We start from the raw sequence: 18375 nt of genomic DNA, 5'->3' as shown, positions 1-18375 counted from the left end.
AGTTCGGCAGCGGTACGGCGGACCTACCGCACCGACATCCTCGGCCATGGGTACGGCGGACACCGGACGAAAGTTCAATTCCGGTACGCGGTAAGCAGATCCTCCGCCGACAGCACCCGGATGCCGTCGACGGCAGTGCCGCTGCGCGACACGGCGACGACCGGCACCGATTCGTCGGCGCCGGGAAGCTGGGACCGGTGCAGGAGCAGTCGGCCCAGGTCATGCGCGTCAAAGGGTCGGTTCTCCTGCCACTTGACCGATCCGACGAAGCTGATGCTCCGAGCGACGGGCGCACGGTCGGCGCCGACTATGTCGATCTCCGGGTCGTTGGTCCGGGTCCAGTAGCCGCCGATCGTCGCCGCCTCCGCCGGTAGATGGTCACTGGGCAGCCGGCGCAGCGCCTCCCGGACGACAGGTTCGATGGCTCGCCCTCGCCAGGACGTCCACGACCGGTCGATCCGGTCCAGGGTCAGGTCGCCCCGCCCCCGCTCGATCTCGGAGAGGTGCGGCCCCAGGAACGACAACCAGAAACGCAGGTACGGATCGGCCACCGAGTACCGGGTCTCCCGCGACGGCTTGGTCGACAGCGGAACGGTGACCTCCACGGCCCGTTTCTGGGTCAGCAGGCGCAGGGCGCGGTTGAGGGACGCCTGCGGAAGATCCCCTGCCGCGCGGGAGATCAGCGAGAAGGTCCGCTCACCGGAGCCGATGGCCCGCAGCACCAGCCCCGCCTGGGACTGGGGCGGGAACTCCGCCGCCAGTGCCCGCTCGCCGCTGACCAGCAGGGCAGAGGTCGGATCCCGTACCGCGTCGGTCAGATACTCGTGGACCGACGCACCGGTCGGCCACTCGTCGAGGATCAGCGGCAAACCGCCGGACACCAGGTAGGCGTCGAACGCGTCGGCGGCGGACAGGCCGAGCATGTCGCTGACGTCGGCCGGGCTCAGCGGCGGAATGACCATCTCCGTGGCTCGCTGGTGGAACGGCCGGCCGTAGTCGTTGAGGGCTTCCATCATGGCCAGGTCCGATCCGACGCAGATCAGGAGAACCGGTCGACGGGACAACTCGCGATCGAAGACCTTCTGCAACGTTCCCTCGAAACCCGGGTCGCCCGCGATGAGGTACGGCATCTCGTCCAGGACGACGACGCTCGGCCGGTCGGACGGCAGCGCGGCGGCGAGCAGGGTCAGCGCGGCGTCCCAGGTCTGTGGTTGCTGCTCCCGAAGGATCTGCGCACCCGGCAGTGTCGAGGCGGCCGCCTCCTCCACGAAGAGGGCGAGCTCGGCTGCGACGGTCGGCTGCGCCGAGGCGGTGAAGAAGAGGTACGGCACCTCGGCCCGCTCCACGAACTCCTCGACCAGTCGGGACTTGCCCACCCGCCGCCGACCGCGCATGAGAAGGGCCCGCCCAGGCCGACCAGCACGGCCGCCCCGTCGCACCCGAGAAAGCATGGCGCCCAGGAGGTCGAGTTCACGGTCCCGTCCGACAAAGCCGTCCACGATCACTCCTGACACAACCAACGATGGAACAACCAAAAATGAGTGTAACCTCATCCGCGTTGGTGTGTCCGGCCCTTGACCCCGGCGAAGGCCTCGTCAGACGAGGCCGGCGTCGTGCACGAGCAGCGCCACCTGGACCCGGTTGTTGAGTTCCAGTCGGGTCAGCAGCCGGGAGACGTACGCCTTCACCGTCGCCACGCTCATGAACAACTCCCCCGCGATCTCCGCGTTGGTGCGGCCCCGCCCCAACGCGACCGCCACCTGCCGCTCCCGCTCGCTGAGCCCGGTGAGCAGCCGCAGCGCCCGTTCGCGGCGCGGGTCCGGGCCGACCGGGCCAGGGGCGGCCGCGGTCACGTGGGCGATCAACGTCCGGGTCACCGTCGGCGAGAGCGTCGCCTCGCCCGCCGCGACCCGGCGTACGGCGCGCACGATCTCCGCCGGTGGGGTGTCCTTGAGCAGGAAACCGGCCGCCCCGGCGCGGAGCGCCCGCAGCACCTGTTCGTCGGCGTCGAAGGTGGTCAGCACCAGCACCTCCGGCGGGTGCGGTTGAGCACGCAGCGCCTCGGTGGCGGTCAGCCCGTCGACCCGGGGCATCCGGATGTCCATCAGCACCACGTCCGGGGCGTACGCGGCGACGGCAGCCGGCACCTCGCCGCCGTCGGCCGCCTCGCCGACCACTGTCAGGTCCGGCAGACCGCCGAGGATCATCGAGAGCCCGGCCCGGACCAACGCGTCGTCGTCCACGATCAGCACGCGTACCGGCGGCGCGGCCGCGTCGGCCGGCCCGGCCGCGCCGGCAGGGCTGGTCACGCCGGCCACGGCAGCCAGGCGGCCAGCCGGAAGTCACCGCTGTCGTCCCGGCCGTAGGCGAGTCGCCCGCCGGCCAGGGTCACCCGTTCGCTGATGCCGACCAGGCCGGTGCCGGCACCCGGCAAGGTGCCGCCGGCCGGTGCGCCGACCGGCCACCGGTTGCCGATCGCCACGGTCAGCCCGGCGCCCGGCCCGCCGGCCACGTCCACGGTGACTGCCGCGCCGGCAGCGTGCTTGCGGGCGTTGGTCAGCCCCTCCTGCACGATCCGGTACGCGGCCCGGCCCAACGCCGCCGGCACCTCCCCCGGGCTGGCGACGCTGTCGCTGACGTTCACCCGCACCCCGGCCGACCGCGACTCGGCGATCAGGGCCGGCAGGTCGGCGAGGGTGGGCTGCGGCGGCTCGGGGGCGTCGCCGGCACCGTCGTCCTCGGCGCGGAGCACCCCGATCACCTCGCGCAGGTCCTGGAGGGCGGCGTGCGCGCTGCCCCGGATCACCCCGGCGGCCCGGGCCACCTCGTCGGCCGGCGCGTCCGGGCGGAACTCCAGCGCACCCGCGTGCAGGCTGAGCAGCGAGATCCGATGGGCCAGCACGTCGTGCATCTCCCGGGCGATCCGGGTGCGTTCGAGGTGGCGGGCCTGGGTGACCCGCAGCTGCTGCTCCGCCTCGGCCCGCTCGGCCCGCTCCCGCAACGACACGATCAACTGCCGCCGGGCCCGCACGAACATCCCCCAGGCCAGCACCGCGAAACTGAGCACCACTCCCCAGGACACGGTGGCCCAGTAGGGCATGCTCGGGTCCGGGCGTGTCCAACTGAAGACCAGGTTGGTGACGAGACCGGCACCGGTGACCGCGATCGCGATGGCGGTCCGCCGGTGCACCACCACGGTGAAGTAGAAGATCAGCAGCGGGATGGCGGCGGCCATCGAGAACAGCGTCAGCGGTGTCGTCGCCACTATCAGCCCGAGCGGCCATCGGCGGCGCATCCAGAGCAGCCCGCAGCAGACCAACCCGATCACGGCGTCGGCACCGGTCATCCAGTCGTGCGGGAGCGGAGTGGCCATCGCCGGGTCGGGCGACAGGGCGTCGGCGGTGGCGAAGAGCACCCAGAGCAGGGAGACCAGGAACGCGACGCTGTCCACGATCCAGTCGCGGGTGGTGCGACGCGGACGCGTACGCCCGCGGTCAGCCGGCACCACCAGCTCCCCTGGCAGCAGCCAGGGGTGCTCCGGGACGGCGAGGCTGGTCACGCGCCCATGCTAGGCAGCATCGGGGCCCGACAACCAGCTACCAAAGTCGAGATCCGATGATCGACCAAGGTCGACGGGGCACCGACCGGTGGCCGCAGCGGATGGCCGGGCGGCGCGGGCAGGCTCAACCGCATGATCACCGTAGAGAACCTCACCAAGCGATACGGGCCACACCCGGCCGTGGACGACGTGTCGTTCCAGTGCGAGCCGGGCACCGTCACCGGCTTCCTCGGCCCCAACGGCGCCGGCAAGTCGACGACCATGCGCATGATCTGCGGGCTGACCACGCCGACCGCCGGCCGCGCCACGGTCTCCGGGCACCCGTACCAGGAGCTGCCCAACCCGGGGCGGGAGGTCGGGGTGCTGCTGGACGCCTCCGCCCAGCACGCCGGGCGCACCGGCCGCGAGGCGTTGACGCTGTCCGCGTACACCATGGGTCTGGACCGGCGCGAGGTCGCCGCGAAGCTCGACCTGGTCGGGTTGAACGCGGTGGCCGCGAAGCGTCGGGTACGGGCGTACTCGTTGGGTATGCGCCAACGGCTCGGGCTGGCGCACGCGCTGCTCGGCGACCCCCGGGTGTTGATCCTCGACGAGCCGGCCAACGGTCTGGACCCGGAGGGGATCTTCTGGATGCGCGGCCTGCTGCGCGACTTCGCCGACCGGGGCGGCACCGTGCTGCTCTCCTCCCACCTGCTGCGCGAGGTGGAGGCGGTCGCGGACCGGCTGGTGGTTATCGGGGGCGGCCGGATCGTGGCCCAGGGCGACAAGAACGAGCTGCTGGCTGGCGGCGGCACTGTGGTCCGGGCCCGCGACAGTGCGGCGCTGCGGCGGGCGCTGGAGGTGGCCAACCTGAGCGCCGCCGACAGCTCGGAGGGGCTGCTCGTGCAGGCCGACGCCGAGGCGGTCGGCCAGGCCGCCGCCGATGCCGGCGTCGCGTTGGCCGAGCTGCGCCCCGCCAGCGGCGGCGGCCTCGAACAGCTCTTCCTCACCCTGACCGCCGGCGAATCGACCAAGGAGGCCGTCCGATGACCACCACCACCGCGCCCGCCGCCGGCGCCGTCGCGCCCCGGCACCACACTCCGGTACGTCGACCGTCGCTGCTCCGGCTCACCGGCGTGGAGCTGCGCAAGCTCGTCGACACCCGGGCCGGTCGCTGGCTGCTGATCACCATCGGCCTGACCACCGCCGCGATCGTCATCCTGCAACTGATCTACGCCGGGGAGGCCGACCAGACCTTCCTCAACTTCTTCGTCCCCTCACTGCTGCCGGTGTCGGTGCTGCTGCCGGTGCTGGGCATCCTGTCGATCACCAGTGAGTGGTCGCAGCGCACCGCGCTCACCACGTACGCCCTGGTGCCCCGCCGGGAGCGGGTGGTCGCCGCGAAGCTGTTCGCCGTGATGCTCACCGCGCTCGCCTCGGTGCTGGCCAGCCTCGCGGTCGCCGCCGTCGGCACGCTGGTGGCGTCCGCCACCGGCGGGGCGGGCACCTGGGAGTTCGACTGGTCGCTGGTCCTGAACGCGGGGATCCTCCAGGTCACCAGCGTGTTGATGGGTGCCGCCTTCGGTCTGCTGCTGCTCAACCCGCCGCTGGCGATCGTCGGCTACCTGCTGCTGCCCACCCTGTGGGGGGTGCTCGGCGAGATGGTCAAGCCGCTGCGCGGTCCCTCCGAATGGTTGGACACCAGCAAGACCATGGAACCGTTGTTCAGCAGCGACGCCCTGACCGGGGGCCAGTGGGGACGGATTGTGGTGTCCCTGCTGGTCTGGATGGTCCTCCCGCTGGCCGCCGGGCTGTTCCGGACGCTCCGCCGCGAGGTGTCCTGACCATGGACATGGCCAGCTACCGTCCGCGCACCGTGGTCAGCGGCGGCCTGCTGGAGCTGGCGGTCCTGTGGGGTGGCTTTCCGCTGCTCGGCGCGGGCGCCGGATGGCTCCTCGCGGCGGCGACGGGCTGGCTCGCCCGGCTGCCCTGGGTGCCGTTCGGCGACCTGATCGAGTGGTTGGACCGGCTGCCCGAGCCGCAGGCCACCGCCGGCACCATCGGGGTGGGCGTCCTGGCCGGCCTGGTCATCGCCGGGATCGGCACCGCCGAACGGTTGATCGTCACCGTCGACGGGGCGCAGGTCCAGCTGCGCCGCTCCGATGAGAACCGGACCATCGCCCGGGTCGACACCCGGGTGGTCTTCCTCGCCGACAAGCACCTGGTGCTGCTGGACGCCGACGGCGCGGAACTGGTCCGGGAGTCGACGGACCTGCCGGCCGCCCAACTGGCGGCGGCGTTCCGGGCGCACGGCTGGGGCTGGGCGGACGACGACCCGCACCGGTCGGCGTACCGGCTGTGGGTTCCGGACCTGCCCGGGTTGCCGGCCGGCGCGGACGCGCTGCTGCGCGCCCGCGACCGGGCGATCGAGCGGGACCGCCGCGACGACGCCCGGGAGTTGCGCCGCGAGCTGGGCCAGATCGGGGTGGTGCTGCGCGACGAGGGCAAGCGGCAGTACTGGCGGTTGACCACCCGGGCCCTCGCCCCCGGGCCGGAGCAGCCGACTTCGGCCGAGCGGGAGCCGGACGGGCGGTAGCGTCTGTCCCAGCAGACCCTGGGAGCCGCGCGATGACCGAACAGCAGCCGTACCGGGTGGTGTCCCGACACCCCGGCTTCGAGCTGCGTCGGTACCCCGCCCACCTGGTGGCCGAGATGCAGATCCAGGCGTCGTTCACCAGGGCGCCGATCGAGGCGTTCCGGCCGCTGGCCGCGTACATCGGTGGCGCCAATCGGGCCCGGCACCCGATCGGCTCCGCCGCGCCGGCGACGGCGGCGGCCGGCGGCTCGGAGAAGATCGCCATGACGGTGCCGGTGGTGCAGATCGAGGGTGAGTGGCCGGGCGCGTACCTGATCCAGTTCGTCATGCCGGCCAGCTTCACCACCGCCACCCTGCCCGAGCCGGTGGACGCCCGGGTACGGATCCGCGCGGTTCCGGCGCGGCTGGCGGCGGCGATGCGGTTCTCCGGGCGGTGGACGGAGCAGGCGTTCAGCCAGCGGGCCACGATGCTCGGCCGGTCGGTGACCGCCGCCGGGCTGCAACCGACCGGCGCCATCCGGTACGCGCGCTTCGACCCGCCGTGGAAGCCGTGGTTCCTGCGCCGCAACGAGGTGGTGCTGCCGGTCGTCGAGTGAGCTACCTGAGCCGCCGACGGTCTTCGACGCTCGGCCGCGCCAGCAGCACTGCCATACCCAGCCCCGAGAGCAGCCCGGCCAGGGAGACCAGCAGATCGGAGTCGGCGGCGTTGATCGGGCTGTTGCCGGCCAGCGCTGTGAAACTCGCCCCGATCGGCAGCAGGAGCATCATCGGGACGGCCGTGGCCACCAGGAACACCAACGGGCCCACCAGCGCGACGAGCGCGGCCAGGGCGTGGTGCCACCAGATCGGCCGACCACCCGGCCAGTCCCAGGCCAGCACTGTGACCCCGGTGAGCAGCACCGCCCCGAGAGCGGCCTCCGGCAGGAGTCGTTCACCGGGCGCGGCGGCACGGACCAGCCCGACGCCGAGCAGGGCCGCCACGACGAGGCCGGCCGCCAGCCCGACGCGAACCCGGGTCCGCGCCGGAGCCGCCGCCAGCGCGGCGCCGACGGCCACTGCCACCAGCAGCGCCGCGGTGGCCAGGGCGCCCTGGTTCAGCTCCGGCTCCCGGTCGGTCGGTGACTCCATAGCGGCCGCCACCAGCGTCAGCACCCCGGCCACGCAGGCCGCCCCGGTCAGCACCCGCCGGTCGGCGGCCGGAGTCGTGCCAGGCTCCCGCGTCTGCGGCGCGGCGCGCTCCCACCAGAGCAGAAGCGCCACGACCACGGCGAGCGCGGCGTAGCCGGCGACGGCGAGCAGCACCGTCGCGTCGAGGCCGATCGGGTCGGCCCGGTCGACAGCCACGTCGGCGGCGATCCAGCAGCCGCCCAGCACCACCGCCGGGCCGCTCCACCGCACCTGCCCGCGCCCGGCCAGCACCAGCCCGAGCGGCACCGCCATGATCGCCATGAACCGCAGGTCGCGCGCCCAGTAGGCGTTGTTGCCCGGCAGGCTCTCCGACCACGGACCGAGCGGCTCGGTCAGCGGTTGCCACGTGGTCATGCCGTACGCCCAGAGCGCGACGGCGGCGGCGGAGAGGAGCAGCCCGACCGGGCGCGCGGATCGCATCCGTGGACGGTAACGGGCCCACCGCCCGTGCGGGGGGCGCGGTCATCCGCCGACCGGTGAGCGGGCGGGGCGGTAACGCAGCAGCCGCCACGTCGGCAACACACTGGACAGCACCGCGAGCAGCAGGCACAGCCCCACCACCCCGACGACCACCGACCACGGCATCACCAGATCGACGGGAGCACCGACCTGCTCGGCGAGGCCGGCGCTGATGCTGAGCAGACCAACGAACGCGACAGCCCCACCCAGCAGCGCGCCGATCAGGACCACCAGGGCGGACTCCGCCGTGACCAGCCAGATGACCTGCCGTCGGGTCGCCCCGGCCATCCGGATCAGCCGCAGGTCCGCGGCGCGGCCGGCGGCGGCCAGCAGCAGCGTGTTGGCCACCGCGATGGCCCCGTAGCCGGCGGACACCCCGATCAGCAGCACTGTGAAGAGCCAGACGAGGCGGTCCTCGGCGGCGTCCGCCTCGGCCGCCCAGCCCGGAACGTCGAGGATCCGCGCGCCGACCGGTGGATCGATGCGGTCCCGGACGTACACGGTGGACGTCAGCGCCGACGGGTCGTGCGCCCGCACCACGGCCCGCGGCACGAGCAGGTCGCCGGGGATCGAGGTGTCGTCGACCACGGCGACGACGCGCAACGACACAGTCGTCCCGTCGGCGAAGACCACCGGGTACGGCTCGGACGGCAGCCGGTTCGCCGAGGCGGTGACCACCACCGTGTCGTCGCCCCTCAGGTCGTTCAACGAACCGGCGACCACGGTGAGCACCCGGTTCGCTGCGGCGAAGCCCTCCGGATCCACGCCGAGCGCGGTCATCGGCCGGTCCGGTGGCGACGTTCCGGGGTCGGTGCGGTAGACGGTGGTCGGCAGCAGCGCGGTGCCACCGGTCGCGGCGACGGCCCGGTCGGACAGGCCGGGCGCGCGGTCCGGCACGACGATCCAGCCGGCGTTCACGTTGTCCGCCCGACCGGCCGCGTACGCGGCGGTGCTGGTGCGCACCATCCCGGACACCAGCACCGCGAACGCGACAGTGAGCAGTACCGGCGCGGCGATGGCGGCGGTCCGCCGGGTCGCTGTCAACGCCCCGCCCCGGACCAGCATCCCGATCGCGCCACCGGGCCGACGCACCGGAGAACGCAGCAGCCACACCAGCGGTCCGACCACCACCGGGGCGAGCACGGTCGTGCCGGCCACCAGCGCCATCACCGCGTAGAGCGCGTACTGCGCCCCCACCCGCGCCTCGTCGGCGGTCGCCGTACCCAGACTGAGAGCGGCCCCCGCCGCGAGGAGCAGCGCCCCGGTGACGGCACGCAGCCGGCCGATCGGTCGCTGTTCCACGGCGGCATCGCGTAGTGCCTCCAACGGGCGGACCCGCGCCGCTCGGCGCGACGCCGACCAGACGGCCAGCAACGCGATCACCGGCCCGGCGGCGAGCGAGACCGCGATCGGCCAGAGTTCGTAGCGGACCCGGAAGGTCGACGGTTCGTAGCCGACGTCGACCAGCAGCCGACCCAGCAGCGGGGCGAGCGCTGCGCCCACCAGCAGGCCGACGAGCCCCGCCGAGACGCCGACGGCGAGCGCCTCGGTGTGGACCATGCGGCGGACCTGGCGTCCGGTGGCGCCGACGGCGCGCAGCAGGCCCAGCTCACGGCGGCGCTGCGCGATGGTGAACGCGAAGGTGGAGGCGACCACGAACACCGTGACGAAGCCGGCGAGGGCCGCCGTGGCGGTGAGCACCTGCATGCCGATCCACCGGGTACGGGCGTCGCCGCGCGGCTCCAACGCACCACGGGCGTCACCGGTGAGCACCCGTCCGTCGACGCCGACGACTCCGCGAGCCGCCGTGGCGACCCGCTCGGCGTCGGCGTCCGGCGCGAGCACCAGCCCGATGGCCCGCACGCCGGGAGCGAGCGTGGCGGCGACAGCGTCCGCGACATGGACGCCCGGTCCGTCGACCAGGCCGCTGACGGTGTACGACTCCGGGCCCACAGCGGTCAGCACTGTGACCGGTGCGCCGGCGCGCAGTCCGAGCGCGCTGTCGACGACCACCTCGCCGGGCCGGCGGGGTGGCTCGCCGGCCGTGAGTCGCAGCCCACCCAGCTGGGCGCTGGACCAGCCGTGCCCCTGGTAGGCGTCCTCGCGCCGGGTTTCGGCGGCCGAGGGTCGGCCGTCGACGAGCGGCTGCGCGTAGAAGGTGCGGTCCGGCACCGCCGCCACCACGTCCGGCAGACCGGCCAGCCTGCCGACCAACTCCGCCGCCGTGGTGGCGGACCAGGGCCGGGTCGGCACGAACTCGTCAGCGGACGCACCCGCCTCGGGGCTCTGCACCACGACCGCCGCCCGCGCCAGCCGGTCCGGCACCTGCGGGCGGCCGGAGGCTAGCAGCAGGGTTGCCGCCGCGACCAGCGTGACCCCGATGGCGACGGCCACGAACGCGCTTGCCGACCGCCGGACGCTCAGCACGACGACTCCGCTACGGTTTCCCGCTCGGCGATCCGGGCGGCGACGGCGGCGGCGGTGATCCCGCCGGTCAGCTCGTCGACGACGCGCCCGTCGGCCAGCAGGAGGACCCGATCGGCGTACGCGGCGGCGGCGGGATCGTGGGTCACCATCACGACGGTCTGCCCGTGGTCGTCGACGAGCGCCCGCAGCAGCCGGAGCACCTGCCGGGAGGAGGCGCTGTCCAACGCCCCGGTCGGCTCGTCGGCGAAGACCACCGCCGGACGGGTGATCAACGCTCGGGCCACGGCGACGCGCTGCTGCTCCCCGCCGGACAGCTCACTCGGCCGGTGCCCGGCCCGGTCGGCGAGGCCGACGGCGTCGAGGGCGGCGGCGACGTCCCCGACCGGCGGGCGGCGGCGGGCCAGGCGCGACGGCAACTCGACGTTCTGCGCCGCGGTCAGCGTGGACACGAGGTTGAACGCCTGGAAGACGAAGCCGATCCGGTCCCGCCGCAGCCGGGTCAGCTCGTCCTCACCGAGGTCGTTGAGGTTGGTGCCGTCGATCGTGACGGTCCCCTCGGTCGGACGGTCCAGCCCCGCCGCGCAGTGCAGCAGGGTGGACTTCCCCGAGCCGGAGGGGCCCATCACCGCCGTGAACGTGCCGCTCGCGAAGCCGGTGGTCACGCCGTCGAGCGCCGTCACCCGCCGGGTTCCGGTGCCGTACACCGCGCGCAGCCCCGTCAGGGTCACCGTGTCTGTGGTCATGACCGTTACCGTGCCGAACGCGGCGGGTGCGGCGCGTCGGGCCGGGGCGGGCACTTTGCGGCCCTCCCCCGGGTGGAGTCGACGGCCCGCACACGCCGGTACGTCGTCCTGTGGGATGACCACCCGCAGGCGGACGCGGCCGACCCAGCCGGCCGTTACCGTTCGACGGGTGACCGCTCTCCTGCTGACCCGACGAATGCGGCCGGTGGATCTCTACACCGTGGACGCCCTGCTGGCGGTGGCCGTCGGTGGGCTGCTCTGCCCGTACGCGGCGCTGGAGTCGCCGCTGCACGGCGGCGTACGCGAGCCGCTCTGGGTGTCGGTGCTGGTCGGATTGGCCCTCGGGCTGCCGTTGGCCGTCCGGCGACGGTGGCCGATGACGGTGGCCGTCGTGATCAGCTCGATCGCCACCGTCGCTCTGATCACCGGGGTGATACCCAACTTCGCGGCCGCCGCCCCGGCGTTCGCCATCGGCCTGTCCTTCTACACGGTGGCCGTGGCGACGCCCACCCGCCGGTCGATGCTCTGCGCCGCCGGTTGTCTCGCGCTGGTGAGCGTCGGCCTGGTGCTGACCGCGGGCGACCTCTGGTCGCGGACCGGCGCTGTCGTCTACGCCGCCGTCATGGTCGCGCCCGCCTGGGTGATCGGTTGGCTGATCCGGGAGCGACGCGCCCTCGCCACCCGGCAGAGTGATCAGCTGGTCCGTCAGGCTGCCACCGAGGAGCGGTTGCGGGTGGCGCGTGAGCTGCACGACGTGGTCGCGCACACGCTCAGTCTCATCGTGGTGAAGGCGGCCGTCGCCAATCACGTCGCCGAGGCCGACCCGCGCGAGGCGGGCGCCGCGCTCCGGGTCATCGAGGAGACCGGCCGCACCGCGCTGACCGACGTACGTCGGGTGCTCGGCGTGTTGCGCGAGGACAGCCCGTACGCGCCGACGCCCGGGCTGGACGAGTTGCCCCTCCTCGCCCGGCAGGCGGCGATCGGCGGCGTCGACGTGCAGCTCGACGTGCGGCGGGACGAGCCGGCCGGCGCGGTGCCGGAGTCGGTGGGCCTCGCGGTGTACCGGATCGTGCAGGAGGCAATGACGAACGTGGTGAAGCACGCGGCGCCGGCCGCCTGCCGGGCCACGGTGACCGTCCTGCCCGACGAGGTGCGGGTGGAGGTGACCGACGACGGCCGGCGGCCGGTCCTGCTCGGCGGGGAGGGGCACGGGTTGATCGGCATGCGGGAACGGGTGGCGTTGCACGGCGGGGAGTTCCGTGCCGGCCCCCGCTCCGACGGTGGGTTCGCGGTGACGGCCAGCCTCCCCTACCGGGTGGCCGCGTGATCCGCGTGCTGATCGCCGACGACCAGGCGTTGCTGCGCGGCAGTTTCCGGCTGCTGGTGGATCTCAGCCCCGACTGCACCACTGTCGGTGAGGCGGGCACCGGCGTGGAGGCTGTCGCGTTGACCGAGCAGCACCGACCGGATGTGGTGCTGATGGACGTGCGGATGCCGGAGATGGACGGCATCGAGGCGACCCGGCGGATCTGCGCCGACCCGGCGACGGCCGACACCCGGGTCATCATCCTGACCACGTTCGACCTCGACGAGTACGTCTACGGGGCGCTGCGCGCCGGAGCCAGCGGGTTCCTGCTCAAGGACACCCCACCGGCGGATCTACTGACCGGGATCCGGGTGGTCGCGGCCGGGGAGGGGCTGCTCGCGCCGACGGTGACCCGCCGGCTGATCGACGAGTTCGCCCGGCAGCCGGAGCCGACCCGGCCGCTGCCCCGGCAGCTCGACGGGGTGACCGATCGGGAACGGGAGGTCCTCGCGCTGATCGCCCGGGGGCTGTCCAACGCGGAGTTGGCCGCGCACCTCAACCTCAGTCAGGCCACCGTCAAGACGCACGTCGGGCGGCTGCTGACCAAGCTGGCGGTACGCGACCGGGCGCAACTGGTCATCGTCGCGTACGAGACGGGCCTGGTGGGGCCGGGCGGCCTACGCTGAGCGGGTTGTCCGCACCCGAGGAGGAGCCATGACCCGGTACGTCGCCCTGCTGCGCGGGGTCAACGTCGGCACCACCCGGCTGGCGATGGCCGACCTGCGCCGGATCGTCACCGACCTCGGGCACGAGGACGTCAAGACGTACCTGCAGAGCGGCAACGTGGCCTTCGGCAGCACCGTACGCGACGCGGAGAAGCTGGCCGTGGGCATCGCGCGGGCGCTCACTGACGAGCTGGCGCTGACAGTGCCGGTGCTGGTGCGCAGCGGCCGGGAGTTGGCGGCGATCGCCGGCGGCAACCCGTACGCCGACCGGGAGGACGACCCGACGCGACTGCTGGTGGCCTTCCTCGCCACCGCACCCAAGAAATCCACGGTGGACTCACTGGCCGTGCCCGGTGGCGAGAACGTGTCGTTCACGGTGACCGGCCGGGAGGTGTTCCTGCACTACGTCGACGGCGGTTACGGGCGGTCGAAGTTCACAAACGCGTACCTGGAGAAGAAGCTCGGCGTGGTGGCCACCTCCCGCAACTGGAAGTCGGTGCGGGCCCTGGCGGAGATGACCGCCTCCTGACCTCAGGTGGGGGCCGCGGCTCGGCGACCCCCACCGACGGTGCTCAGAAGTGGTAGGCGGTCTCGTACTCGGGCACCAGCACCCGGCTGCGCGGCGAGATCCGGCGCACCGCCGCGATCATCTCGTTCAGCCGGGTGCGGTCGGTCGGGGCGACCGGCGGCGGGTTCTGCAACGCCGTCTCGAAGTTGTCGTAGTGCACCGGCACCACGACCTTCGGGTAGTCGAGGCCGGCCAGCAGCCGGGGCAGGTAGTCGCCGGTGGTGGTGGCGTTCTGCATGGCCACCATCGCCACGTCCGGCGCGAGGCCGGTGAGGTTCCGCTCGGCGACGTCGCTGGCCCCGGTGAAGTAGACCGACGGTCCGCCGTCGACCCGCAGCAGGTAGCCCAGCGTGTCACCCTCCGGCAGGTCGGCGATGGTGGCCGGCTGGGGCGGCGGGCTCACCCGCACACCGGGAAAGGCCACCGAGTACGACGGGTTGCGGCTGTGCAGCGAGCCGACCACCTCGACGCTGTGGTCGCCGAAGTCCAGCACCTCCCCACCCTTCACGGCGCTGAGCTGCGTCGACGGCAACCCGTAGGCCAATCCCAGGTGGTACGCGGTCAGCGTGCCGAACACCCGCGCGCCGGTGCGCTTGGCGATGTACGGCACGTCCATGAAGTGGTCCCAGTGGGTGTGCGTGACCAGCACCGTCGTGGCCCGGTCGACGCGCGGGTCGATCACGTCGGTGCGCACTGTCAACGCGGTGTCGGTCTTGAACGCCCCGGTGAACAGCCCGGTGTCGATCCGGCTGAGGAACGGGTCGACGAGAACGGTGCGGTCGCCGATGTCGACGCGCCAGCCGGCCGTACCCCACCAGCGGAAGCTGACCGCGCCCTTACGGCGAGCGGTCGGCGTGGGCGCGGCGGTCGAGGGCGCGGCCTGGGCCGGGGTGGCGACGCCGGCGGCGAGGCCACCGGCGGAGACCAGGGCGGTGGTGGCGGCGGCGTCGCGCAGGAAGCGTCGGCGGTCGAGACTGGGCATGCGGATCTACTCCCCGTGGTCGGGTGATGTGTCGACCACGAGCCAACCAGCGGCACCGGGCCGCAGTCCAAGATCAAGGGCCGTCGGCTTCGATACGCCAGCGGATATCGGTCCTGCTCGGCCGGGGTGCGGCGGCGCTCGGAGGGGCGCGAAATCAGTCGCCGCGCAGCGCCTCGACGGCCGTCCGGGCAGCCTCGCCCATGGCCAGGTCCACGTCGATGCGGCGCGGGGTCAACTGTTCGGCGCGGGCGAAGACGGCGATCGCGTACCGGCCGCCGTCGGGGTATTCGGCGACCCCGGCCTCCAGGTGGAACCCGGGCAGGGTGCCGGTCTTTCCGGAGACCCGCACGCCGGGCGGGAAACCAGCGGCCAGCCGGGTCCAGAAGATCTGCCGGGCCATCCAGGTGCGGACCATCGCACAGGCCGCCGCCGGCCCGGCCTCGTCCCGCCAGATCAGCGTGAGCAGCCGGGTGATCTCCCGGGCGGTGCTGGACGTGGTGTGCGCGGGGTCGAAGACCCGCATGGCCCGGACCCGGTCCGCAGGCAGCGTGGGGAAGATCCGGGCGAACTCCGCCTCGGTCCGGGCGCCCACGTCGGCGAGCATCATCTCGACCAGTTCCCGAGGGCCACCGAGGACGCGGGTACGGGTCAACCCCAGCTCGACGGCGAGCATCGGCAGCAGGTCCGGGCCGACCCGGCGCAGCAGCAGGTCGGCGGCCGTGTTGTCGGTGACCGACATGGCGAAGTACGCGAGGTCGCGCAGCGACACCTCGGCGTCGTCGTCGCAGCCGGCCAGACCCCACCCACCGAGCCGGTCGGCGGCGGTGACCAGTACCCGCTCGGTCGGGTCCAGCTGACCGGCCTCGACCTGCCGGGCGAACTCCAGCACCAGCAGAATCTTGAAGATCGAGGCGATCACCACCTGCTCGTCGGCCCGTACCCCGACCTCATGAAGAGCGCCGGCCGGTCCGCCGCCCTCGACGGCGCTCAGGTCGACGGCGTCCAGGTCCACGACGTGCAGGCTGGCCGTCACCCCGACGGCGGCGAAGATGGCCCCGATGCGTTCCTCCACGTCCACGCCAGCACGGTATCCAGCGCCGCCGTGGCGGCGCTGGCGTAGGGTCCCGGCCGTGGATCTGCTCCGGCACCTGCGGCACTTCGTGGTGGTCGCACACGAACTGCACTTCGGGCGGGCCGCGGAGCTGCTCGGGATGGCCCAGCCGCCGCTGAGCCAGTCGATCCAGCGGCTGGAACGGGAGCTGACGGTCGAGCTGTTCGACAGGTCCCGCCGCCAGGTACGCCTCACCACCGCCGGTGAGCTGCTGCTCGGCGAGGCGGAGGAACTGCTCGCCGGTGAGGGTCGACTCCGCAGCCTGATGGGGCAGATCCGCGCCGGTGAGCTGGGCGTACTCCGAGCCGGGGTGCCACCGGAGACGCCCGCCGTGACGCTGCGCTCGCTGCTGGACGGGCTCACCACCCGGGCGCCCGGCCTGGACGTGGAGTTGCACGAGCTGACCACTGCCGAGCAGGTGCGGATGCTCACCGAGCGGACCCTGGACGTGGGGCTCGTGCATCACCCGGTGGCGGCGGACGGGCTGCGCTTCGGCGCCCCGGTCGACGTACCCCTGGGGGTGCTGCTGCCGCGCACCTCGCCGCTGGCCCGCGGCCGCGAGGTGACGCTCGCGTCGCTGGCCGGTCTGGATCTGGTGGCCGCGCCCCGCGCCACCGCCCCCGGCTGGCACGACCACCTGCTGGCGGTGTGCCGGCAGCATGGTTGGCGCCCGGGGCGGGTGCGCCCCGCCCGCAACCCGGAGTTCCTTTGCGGGCTGGTGCTGGCGGGCGGCGGGGTGGCAGTGGAACCGGCGGCGGTGGCCCGCCGGGAACCCCGGATGGCCTGGCGGCCGATCACCGACGCACCGCTGGCCAAGCGCACCTCGGCGGCCTGGCCGGACCGGTCGGCGCACCCGGCGGCGGCGATGTTCGGCCAACTCGCCGCGGAGGTGCTGGCCGACGCCGAGCCCACCGCACCCGCGCAGCCCTCGACGTCGGTGCCGGCGGCACGGCCGTGGCCGGTGCTGTTCGACACGACCGGGTGAACCGGCCGGCCGTTGCGTTCGTCACCACCGATTGGGCGGTGGATCGTCCACCCACCCGGGTATGGATGACAGGAAACGAAGACGAGAAGGAGCCGCAGTGGCAATCACGATTCCCGACATCAGCCTGAACGACGGCACCACCATTCCGCAGCTCGGCTTCGGGGTGTTCCAGATCGAGCCGAAGGACACCGTCGCGGCGGTGACCACCGCCCTGGAGGTGGGCTACCGGCACATCGACACCGCTGAGATGTACGGCAACGAGGCCGAGGTCGGCGAGGCGGTACGCGTGTCCGGCCTCGACCGGGCTTCGGTCTACGTGACCAGCAAGCTGAACAACGGCTTCCACCGCCCCGACGACGCCCGCAGGGCGTTCGACTCGACACTGGCGGCGCTGAAGATGGACTACATCGACCTGTTCCTGATCCACTGGCCGCTGCCGACCCTGTACGACGGCGACTACGTCTCGACCTGGAAGGTGCTGGAGGAGTTCCAGCGCGACGGCCGGGCCCGCTCGATCGGCGTGTCGAACTTCCAGGTGTCGCACCTGGAGCGGCTGGCCGACGAGGCGAGCGTCGTGCCGGCGGTCAACCAGATCGAGGCGCACCCGTACTTCGGCAACGACGAGGTCCGCGCCTACGGCCGTGCGCACAATATTCTCACCGAGGCGTGGTCGCCGATCGCCCAGGGCAAGGTGCTCGACGACCCGACGGTCGTCGACATCGCCGGGCAGCTCGACCGGACCCCGGCGCAGGTGGTGCTCCGCTGGCACGTGCAGCGCGGCGACATCATCTTCCCGAAGTCGACCACCCCGAAGCGGATCGAGGAGAACACCCGGATCTTCGACTTCGAGTTGGACGACGCGGCGATGGAGCGGATCACCGCGCTGAACAAGGGCGAGGCCGGCCGGCAGGGCCCCAACCCGGACACCTTCGCCTACCTGCCCGCGTAACACCTGAGCTGGCGGCGGCGCTCAGCGAAAGGGGGCCTGGTCGGGCCCCCTTTCGCCGTGAAAGGACCGTCCCCGGCAATGTCGTTCCGCCGCACCACCCCGGCTCTGTTGTCGTTGCTTCTACTCGGGCCAGTGGCCTGCGCGCCGAGCCAGGCCGCCGAGGCCCCCCGCTGGTCCGAGCCGACAGTGTCGGCCTCCCCGACTCCGCCGAAGCCACGCCCGGCGCCGGCCTCCACCGGCGAGGTCCGCAGCCGGGTGACGGCGGCCATGTTGAACCTGGACGCAAAGTTCCACCCGGAGACCGCCCAGTACACCGACGAGAACACCGAGGCGTGGAAGCTGATCTCCCTGTGCAGGGCGAGCCTGCCGTCGGACATCAAGCGCACCGCCTACCGGGAGCGGATCTGGGACGGCGATTCCGTGTGGGTCCGGCAGTACGTGGTCGGCTACCTGAAGGTGCCGGGGCGCAAGCTCGCCGACGAATTGCGGTCCGTCCTCGCGACCTGCAAGCGGTACGAGGTGCCCGACGACGGGCGCACGTCGACGATCCTGCGGCCGTCGCCCCCGCCGCTGCCTGACGGCCCGGACGTGATCACCTTCTGCGAGCGGCTGAGCGGGAAGGCGATCCGACACCAGTGCACTCTCGTCCTGGTGCGCGGCAACTTCGTCATGGAGGTGGACGCGGCGGCGAGCAACGGTGACCTGGCGGCCGGCAGCGCCCTGATCGCGAAGATTGCGCCGCTGGCGGTGGCCGCCCTGCAGAAGGCCGCCTGAACGCCGCCGCCGGGGCGGGCGCCC

The 18375-nt window shown here is 73.0% G+C and carries 18 protein-coding genes; 10 read left to right on the top strand and 8 right to left on the bottom strand.

Annotated features, from left to right (window positions below; all coding sequences use genetic code 11):
- Nucleotides 1-74: 74 nt before the first annotated feature.
- From GUI43_RS10855 to GUI43_RS10845, 3 genes are all read right to left on the bottom strand, one after another.
- A complete protein-coding gene (locus GUI43_RS10855) occupies nt 75-1499 on the bottom strand; it encodes an ATP-binding protein (protein WP_283016229.1) in 1425 nt (474 codons plus the stop codon).
- 96 nt (nt 1500-1595) lie between these two features.
- Nucleotides 1596-2327, bottom strand: coding sequence for a response regulator transcription factor (locus GUI43_RS10850; RefSeq protein WP_112698723.1), 732 nt, complete (start codon nt 2325-2327; stop codon nt 1596-1598).
- Nucleotides 2306-3559, bottom strand: coding sequence for a sensor histidine kinase (locus GUI43_RS10845; protein WP_112601807.1), 1254 nt, complete (start codon nt 3557-3559; stop codon nt 2306-2308). Before GUI43_RS10845 ends, GUI43_RS10850 begins: the two co-directional genes overlap by 22 nt.
- Before the next feature lie 132 nt (nt 3560-3691).
- On the opposite strand from GUI43_RS10845, the gene GUI43_RS10840 reads away from it, so the two are divergent.
- From GUI43_RS10840 to GUI43_RS10825, 4 genes are read left to right on the top strand one after another with little or no spacing between them, the layout of a single operon-like run.
- Nucleotides 3692-4588: an ABC transporter ATP-binding protein gene (locus GUI43_RS10840; protein ID WP_091397128.1), complete on the top strand. Its 897-nt coding sequence runs from the start codon at nt 3692-3694 to the stop codon at nt 4586-4588.
- Complete coding sequence (locus GUI43_RS10835; RefSeq protein WP_112582272.1) at nt 4585-5382, top strand: ABC transporter permease; 798 nt, start codon at nt 4585-4587, stop codon at nt 5380-5382. The genes GUI43_RS10840 and GUI43_RS10835 overlap by 4 nt, the downstream gene beginning before the upstream one ends.
- 2 nt (nt 5383-5384) lie before the next feature.
- Nucleotides 5385-6134 carry a YqeB family protein gene (locus GUI43_RS10830; RefSeq protein WP_112698722.1) on the top strand — a complete coding sequence of 250 codons (750 nt, stop codon included), beginning with the start codon at nt 5385-5387 and terminating at the stop codon, nt 6132-6134.
- A 32-nt stretch (nt 6135-6166) separates the two neighbouring features.
- Entirely contained in the window at nt 6167-6730 is a 564-nt protein-coding gene (locus GUI43_RS10825; protein ID WP_112601809.1) for an SOUL family heme-binding protein, read from the top strand.
- Nucleotide 6731: 1 nt separating this feature from the next.
- On the opposite strand, the gene GUI43_RS10820 is transcribed toward GUI43_RS10825, so the two are convergent.
- The 3 genes from GUI43_RS10820 to GUI43_RS10810 are packed head-to-tail and all read right to left on the bottom strand — an operon-like array spanning nt 6732 to nt 10951.
- The gene (locus GUI43_RS10820; protein ID WP_112698721.1) at nt 6732-7742 is read right to left on the bottom strand and encodes a hypothetical protein; all 1011 of its coding nucleotides are present in this window, start codon (nt 7740-7742) and stop codon (nt 6732-6734) included.
- A gap of 42 nt (nt 7743-7784) precedes the next feature.
- The gene (locus GUI43_RS10815) at nt 7785-10208 is read right to left on the bottom strand and encodes an FtsX-like permease family protein (RefSeq protein WP_249037713.1); all 2424 of its coding nucleotides are present in this window, start codon (nt 10206-10208) and stop codon (nt 7785-7787) included.
- Nucleotides 10202-10951: an ABC transporter ATP-binding protein gene (locus tag GUI43_RS10810; RefSeq protein ID WP_167457660.1), complete on the bottom strand. Its 750-nt coding sequence runs from the start codon at nt 10949-10951 to the stop codon at nt 10202-10204. Before GUI43_RS10810 ends, GUI43_RS10815 begins: the two co-directional genes overlap by 7 nt.
- Before the next feature lie 169 nt (nt 10952-11120).
- Between GUI43_RS10810 and GUI43_RS10805 the strand changes: the two genes are divergently transcribed.
- The 3 genes from GUI43_RS10805 to GUI43_RS10795 are packed head-to-tail and all read left to right on the top strand — an operon-like array spanning nt 11121 to nt 13511.
- Nucleotides 11121-12278 (top strand): sensor histidine kinase, encoded by a 1158-nt coding sequence (locus GUI43_RS10805; RefSeq protein ID WP_225855059.1) that lies wholly within the window; start codon nt 11121-11123, stop codon nt 12276-12278.
- The gene (locus GUI43_RS10800; protein ID WP_112582280.1) at nt 12275-12943 is read left to right on the top strand and encodes a response regulator; all 669 of its coding nucleotides are present in this window, start codon (nt 12275-12277) and stop codon (nt 12941-12943) included. The genes GUI43_RS10805 and GUI43_RS10800 overlap by 4 nt, the downstream gene beginning before the upstream one ends.
- 28 nt (nt 12944-12971) lie before the next feature.
- Nucleotides 12972-13511 (top strand): DUF1697 domain-containing protein, encoded by a 540-nt coding sequence (locus tag GUI43_RS10795; protein ID WP_112698719.1) that lies wholly within the window; start codon nt 12972-12974, stop codon nt 13509-13511.
- A gap of 43 nt (nt 13512-13554) precedes the next feature.
- Here GUI43_RS10795 and GUI43_RS10790 read toward each other — a convergent pair whose 3' ends face one another.
- Together GUI43_RS10790 and GUI43_RS10785 are read right to left on the bottom strand one after the other, a co-directional pair.
- A complete protein-coding gene (locus GUI43_RS10790) occupies nt 13555-14532 on the bottom strand; it encodes an MBL fold metallo-hydrolase (RefSeq protein WP_112582284.1) in 978 nt (325 codons plus the stop codon).
- Between the two features lie 154 nt (nt 14533-14686).
- Nucleotides 14687-15610, bottom strand: coding sequence for a serine hydrolase (locus GUI43_RS10785; RefSeq protein ID WP_112698718.1), 924 nt, complete (start codon nt 15608-15610; stop codon nt 14687-14689).
- 52 nt (nt 15611-15662) lie between these two features.
- On the opposite strand from GUI43_RS10785, the gene GUI43_RS10780 reads away from it, so the two are divergent.
- The 3 genes from GUI43_RS10780 (at nt 15663) to GUI43_RS10770 (ending at nt 18351) form a co-directional block, all read left to right on the top strand.
- Nucleotides 15663-16628 (top strand): LysR family transcriptional regulator, encoded by a 966-nt coding sequence (locus GUI43_RS10780; RefSeq protein WP_112582287.1) that lies wholly within the window; start codon nt 15663-15665, stop codon nt 16626-16628.
- A 97-nt stretch (nt 16629-16725) separates the two neighbouring features.
- The gene (locus GUI43_RS10775; RefSeq protein WP_225855060.1) at nt 16726-17577 is read left to right on the top strand and encodes an aldo/keto reductase; all 852 of its coding nucleotides are present in this window, start codon (nt 16726-16728) and stop codon (nt 17575-17577) included.
- A 78-nt stretch (nt 17578-17655) separates the two neighbouring features.
- Complete coding sequence (locus tag GUI43_RS10770; protein ID WP_112582290.1) at nt 17656-18351, top strand: hypothetical protein; 696 nt, start codon at nt 17656-17658, stop codon at nt 18349-18351.
- The last annotated feature ends 24 nt before the right edge of the window (nt 18352-18375 follow it).

The organism is Micromonospora noduli (assembly GCF_003264365.1).
GTDB classification, from domain to species: domain Bacteria; phylum Actinomycetota; class Actinomycetes; order Mycobacteriales; family Micromonosporaceae; genus Micromonospora; species Micromonospora noduli.
This window is presented reverse-complemented; position numbering and strand designations above follow the sequence as displayed.

Excerpts from the sequence above, each read along its gene's own strand:
- GUI43_RS10840 (WP_091397128.1), top strand. The coding sequence starts at position 3,692 with ATGATCACCGTAGAGAACCTCACCAAGCGATACGGGCCACACCCGGCC.
- GUI43_RS10835 (WP_112582272.1), top strand. The coding sequence starts at position 4,585 with ATGACCACCACCACCGCGCCCGCCGCCGGCGCCGTCGCGCCCCGGCAC.
- GUI43_RS10830 (WP_112698722.1), top strand. The coding sequence starts at position 5,385 with ATGGACATGGCCAGCTACCGTCCGCGCACCGTGGTCAGCGGCGGCCTG.
- GUI43_RS10825 (WP_112601809.1), top strand. The coding sequence starts at position 6,167 with ATGACCGAACAGCAGCCGTACCGGGTGGTGTCCCGACACCCCGGCTTC.
- GUI43_RS10820 (WP_112698721.1), bottom strand. The coding sequence starts at position 7,742 with ATGCGATCCGCGCGCCCGGTCGGGCTGCTCCTCTCCGCCGCCGCCGTC.
- GUI43_RS10810 (WP_167457660.1), bottom strand. The coding sequence starts at position 10,951 with ATGACCACAGACACGGTGACCCTGACGGGGCTGCGCGCGGTGTACGGC.
- GUI43_RS10795 (WP_112698719.1), top strand. The coding sequence starts at position 12,972 with ATGACCCGGTACGTCGCCCTGCTGCGCGGGGTCAACGTCGGCACCACC.
- GUI43_RS10790 (WP_112582284.1), bottom strand. The coding sequence starts at position 14,532 with ATGCCCAGTCTCGACCGCCGACGCTTCCTGCGCGACGCCGCCGCCACC.
- GUI43_RS10770 (WP_112582290.1), top strand. The coding sequence starts at position 17,656 with ATGTCGTTCCGCCGCACCACCCCGGCTCTGTTGTCGTTGCTTCTACTC.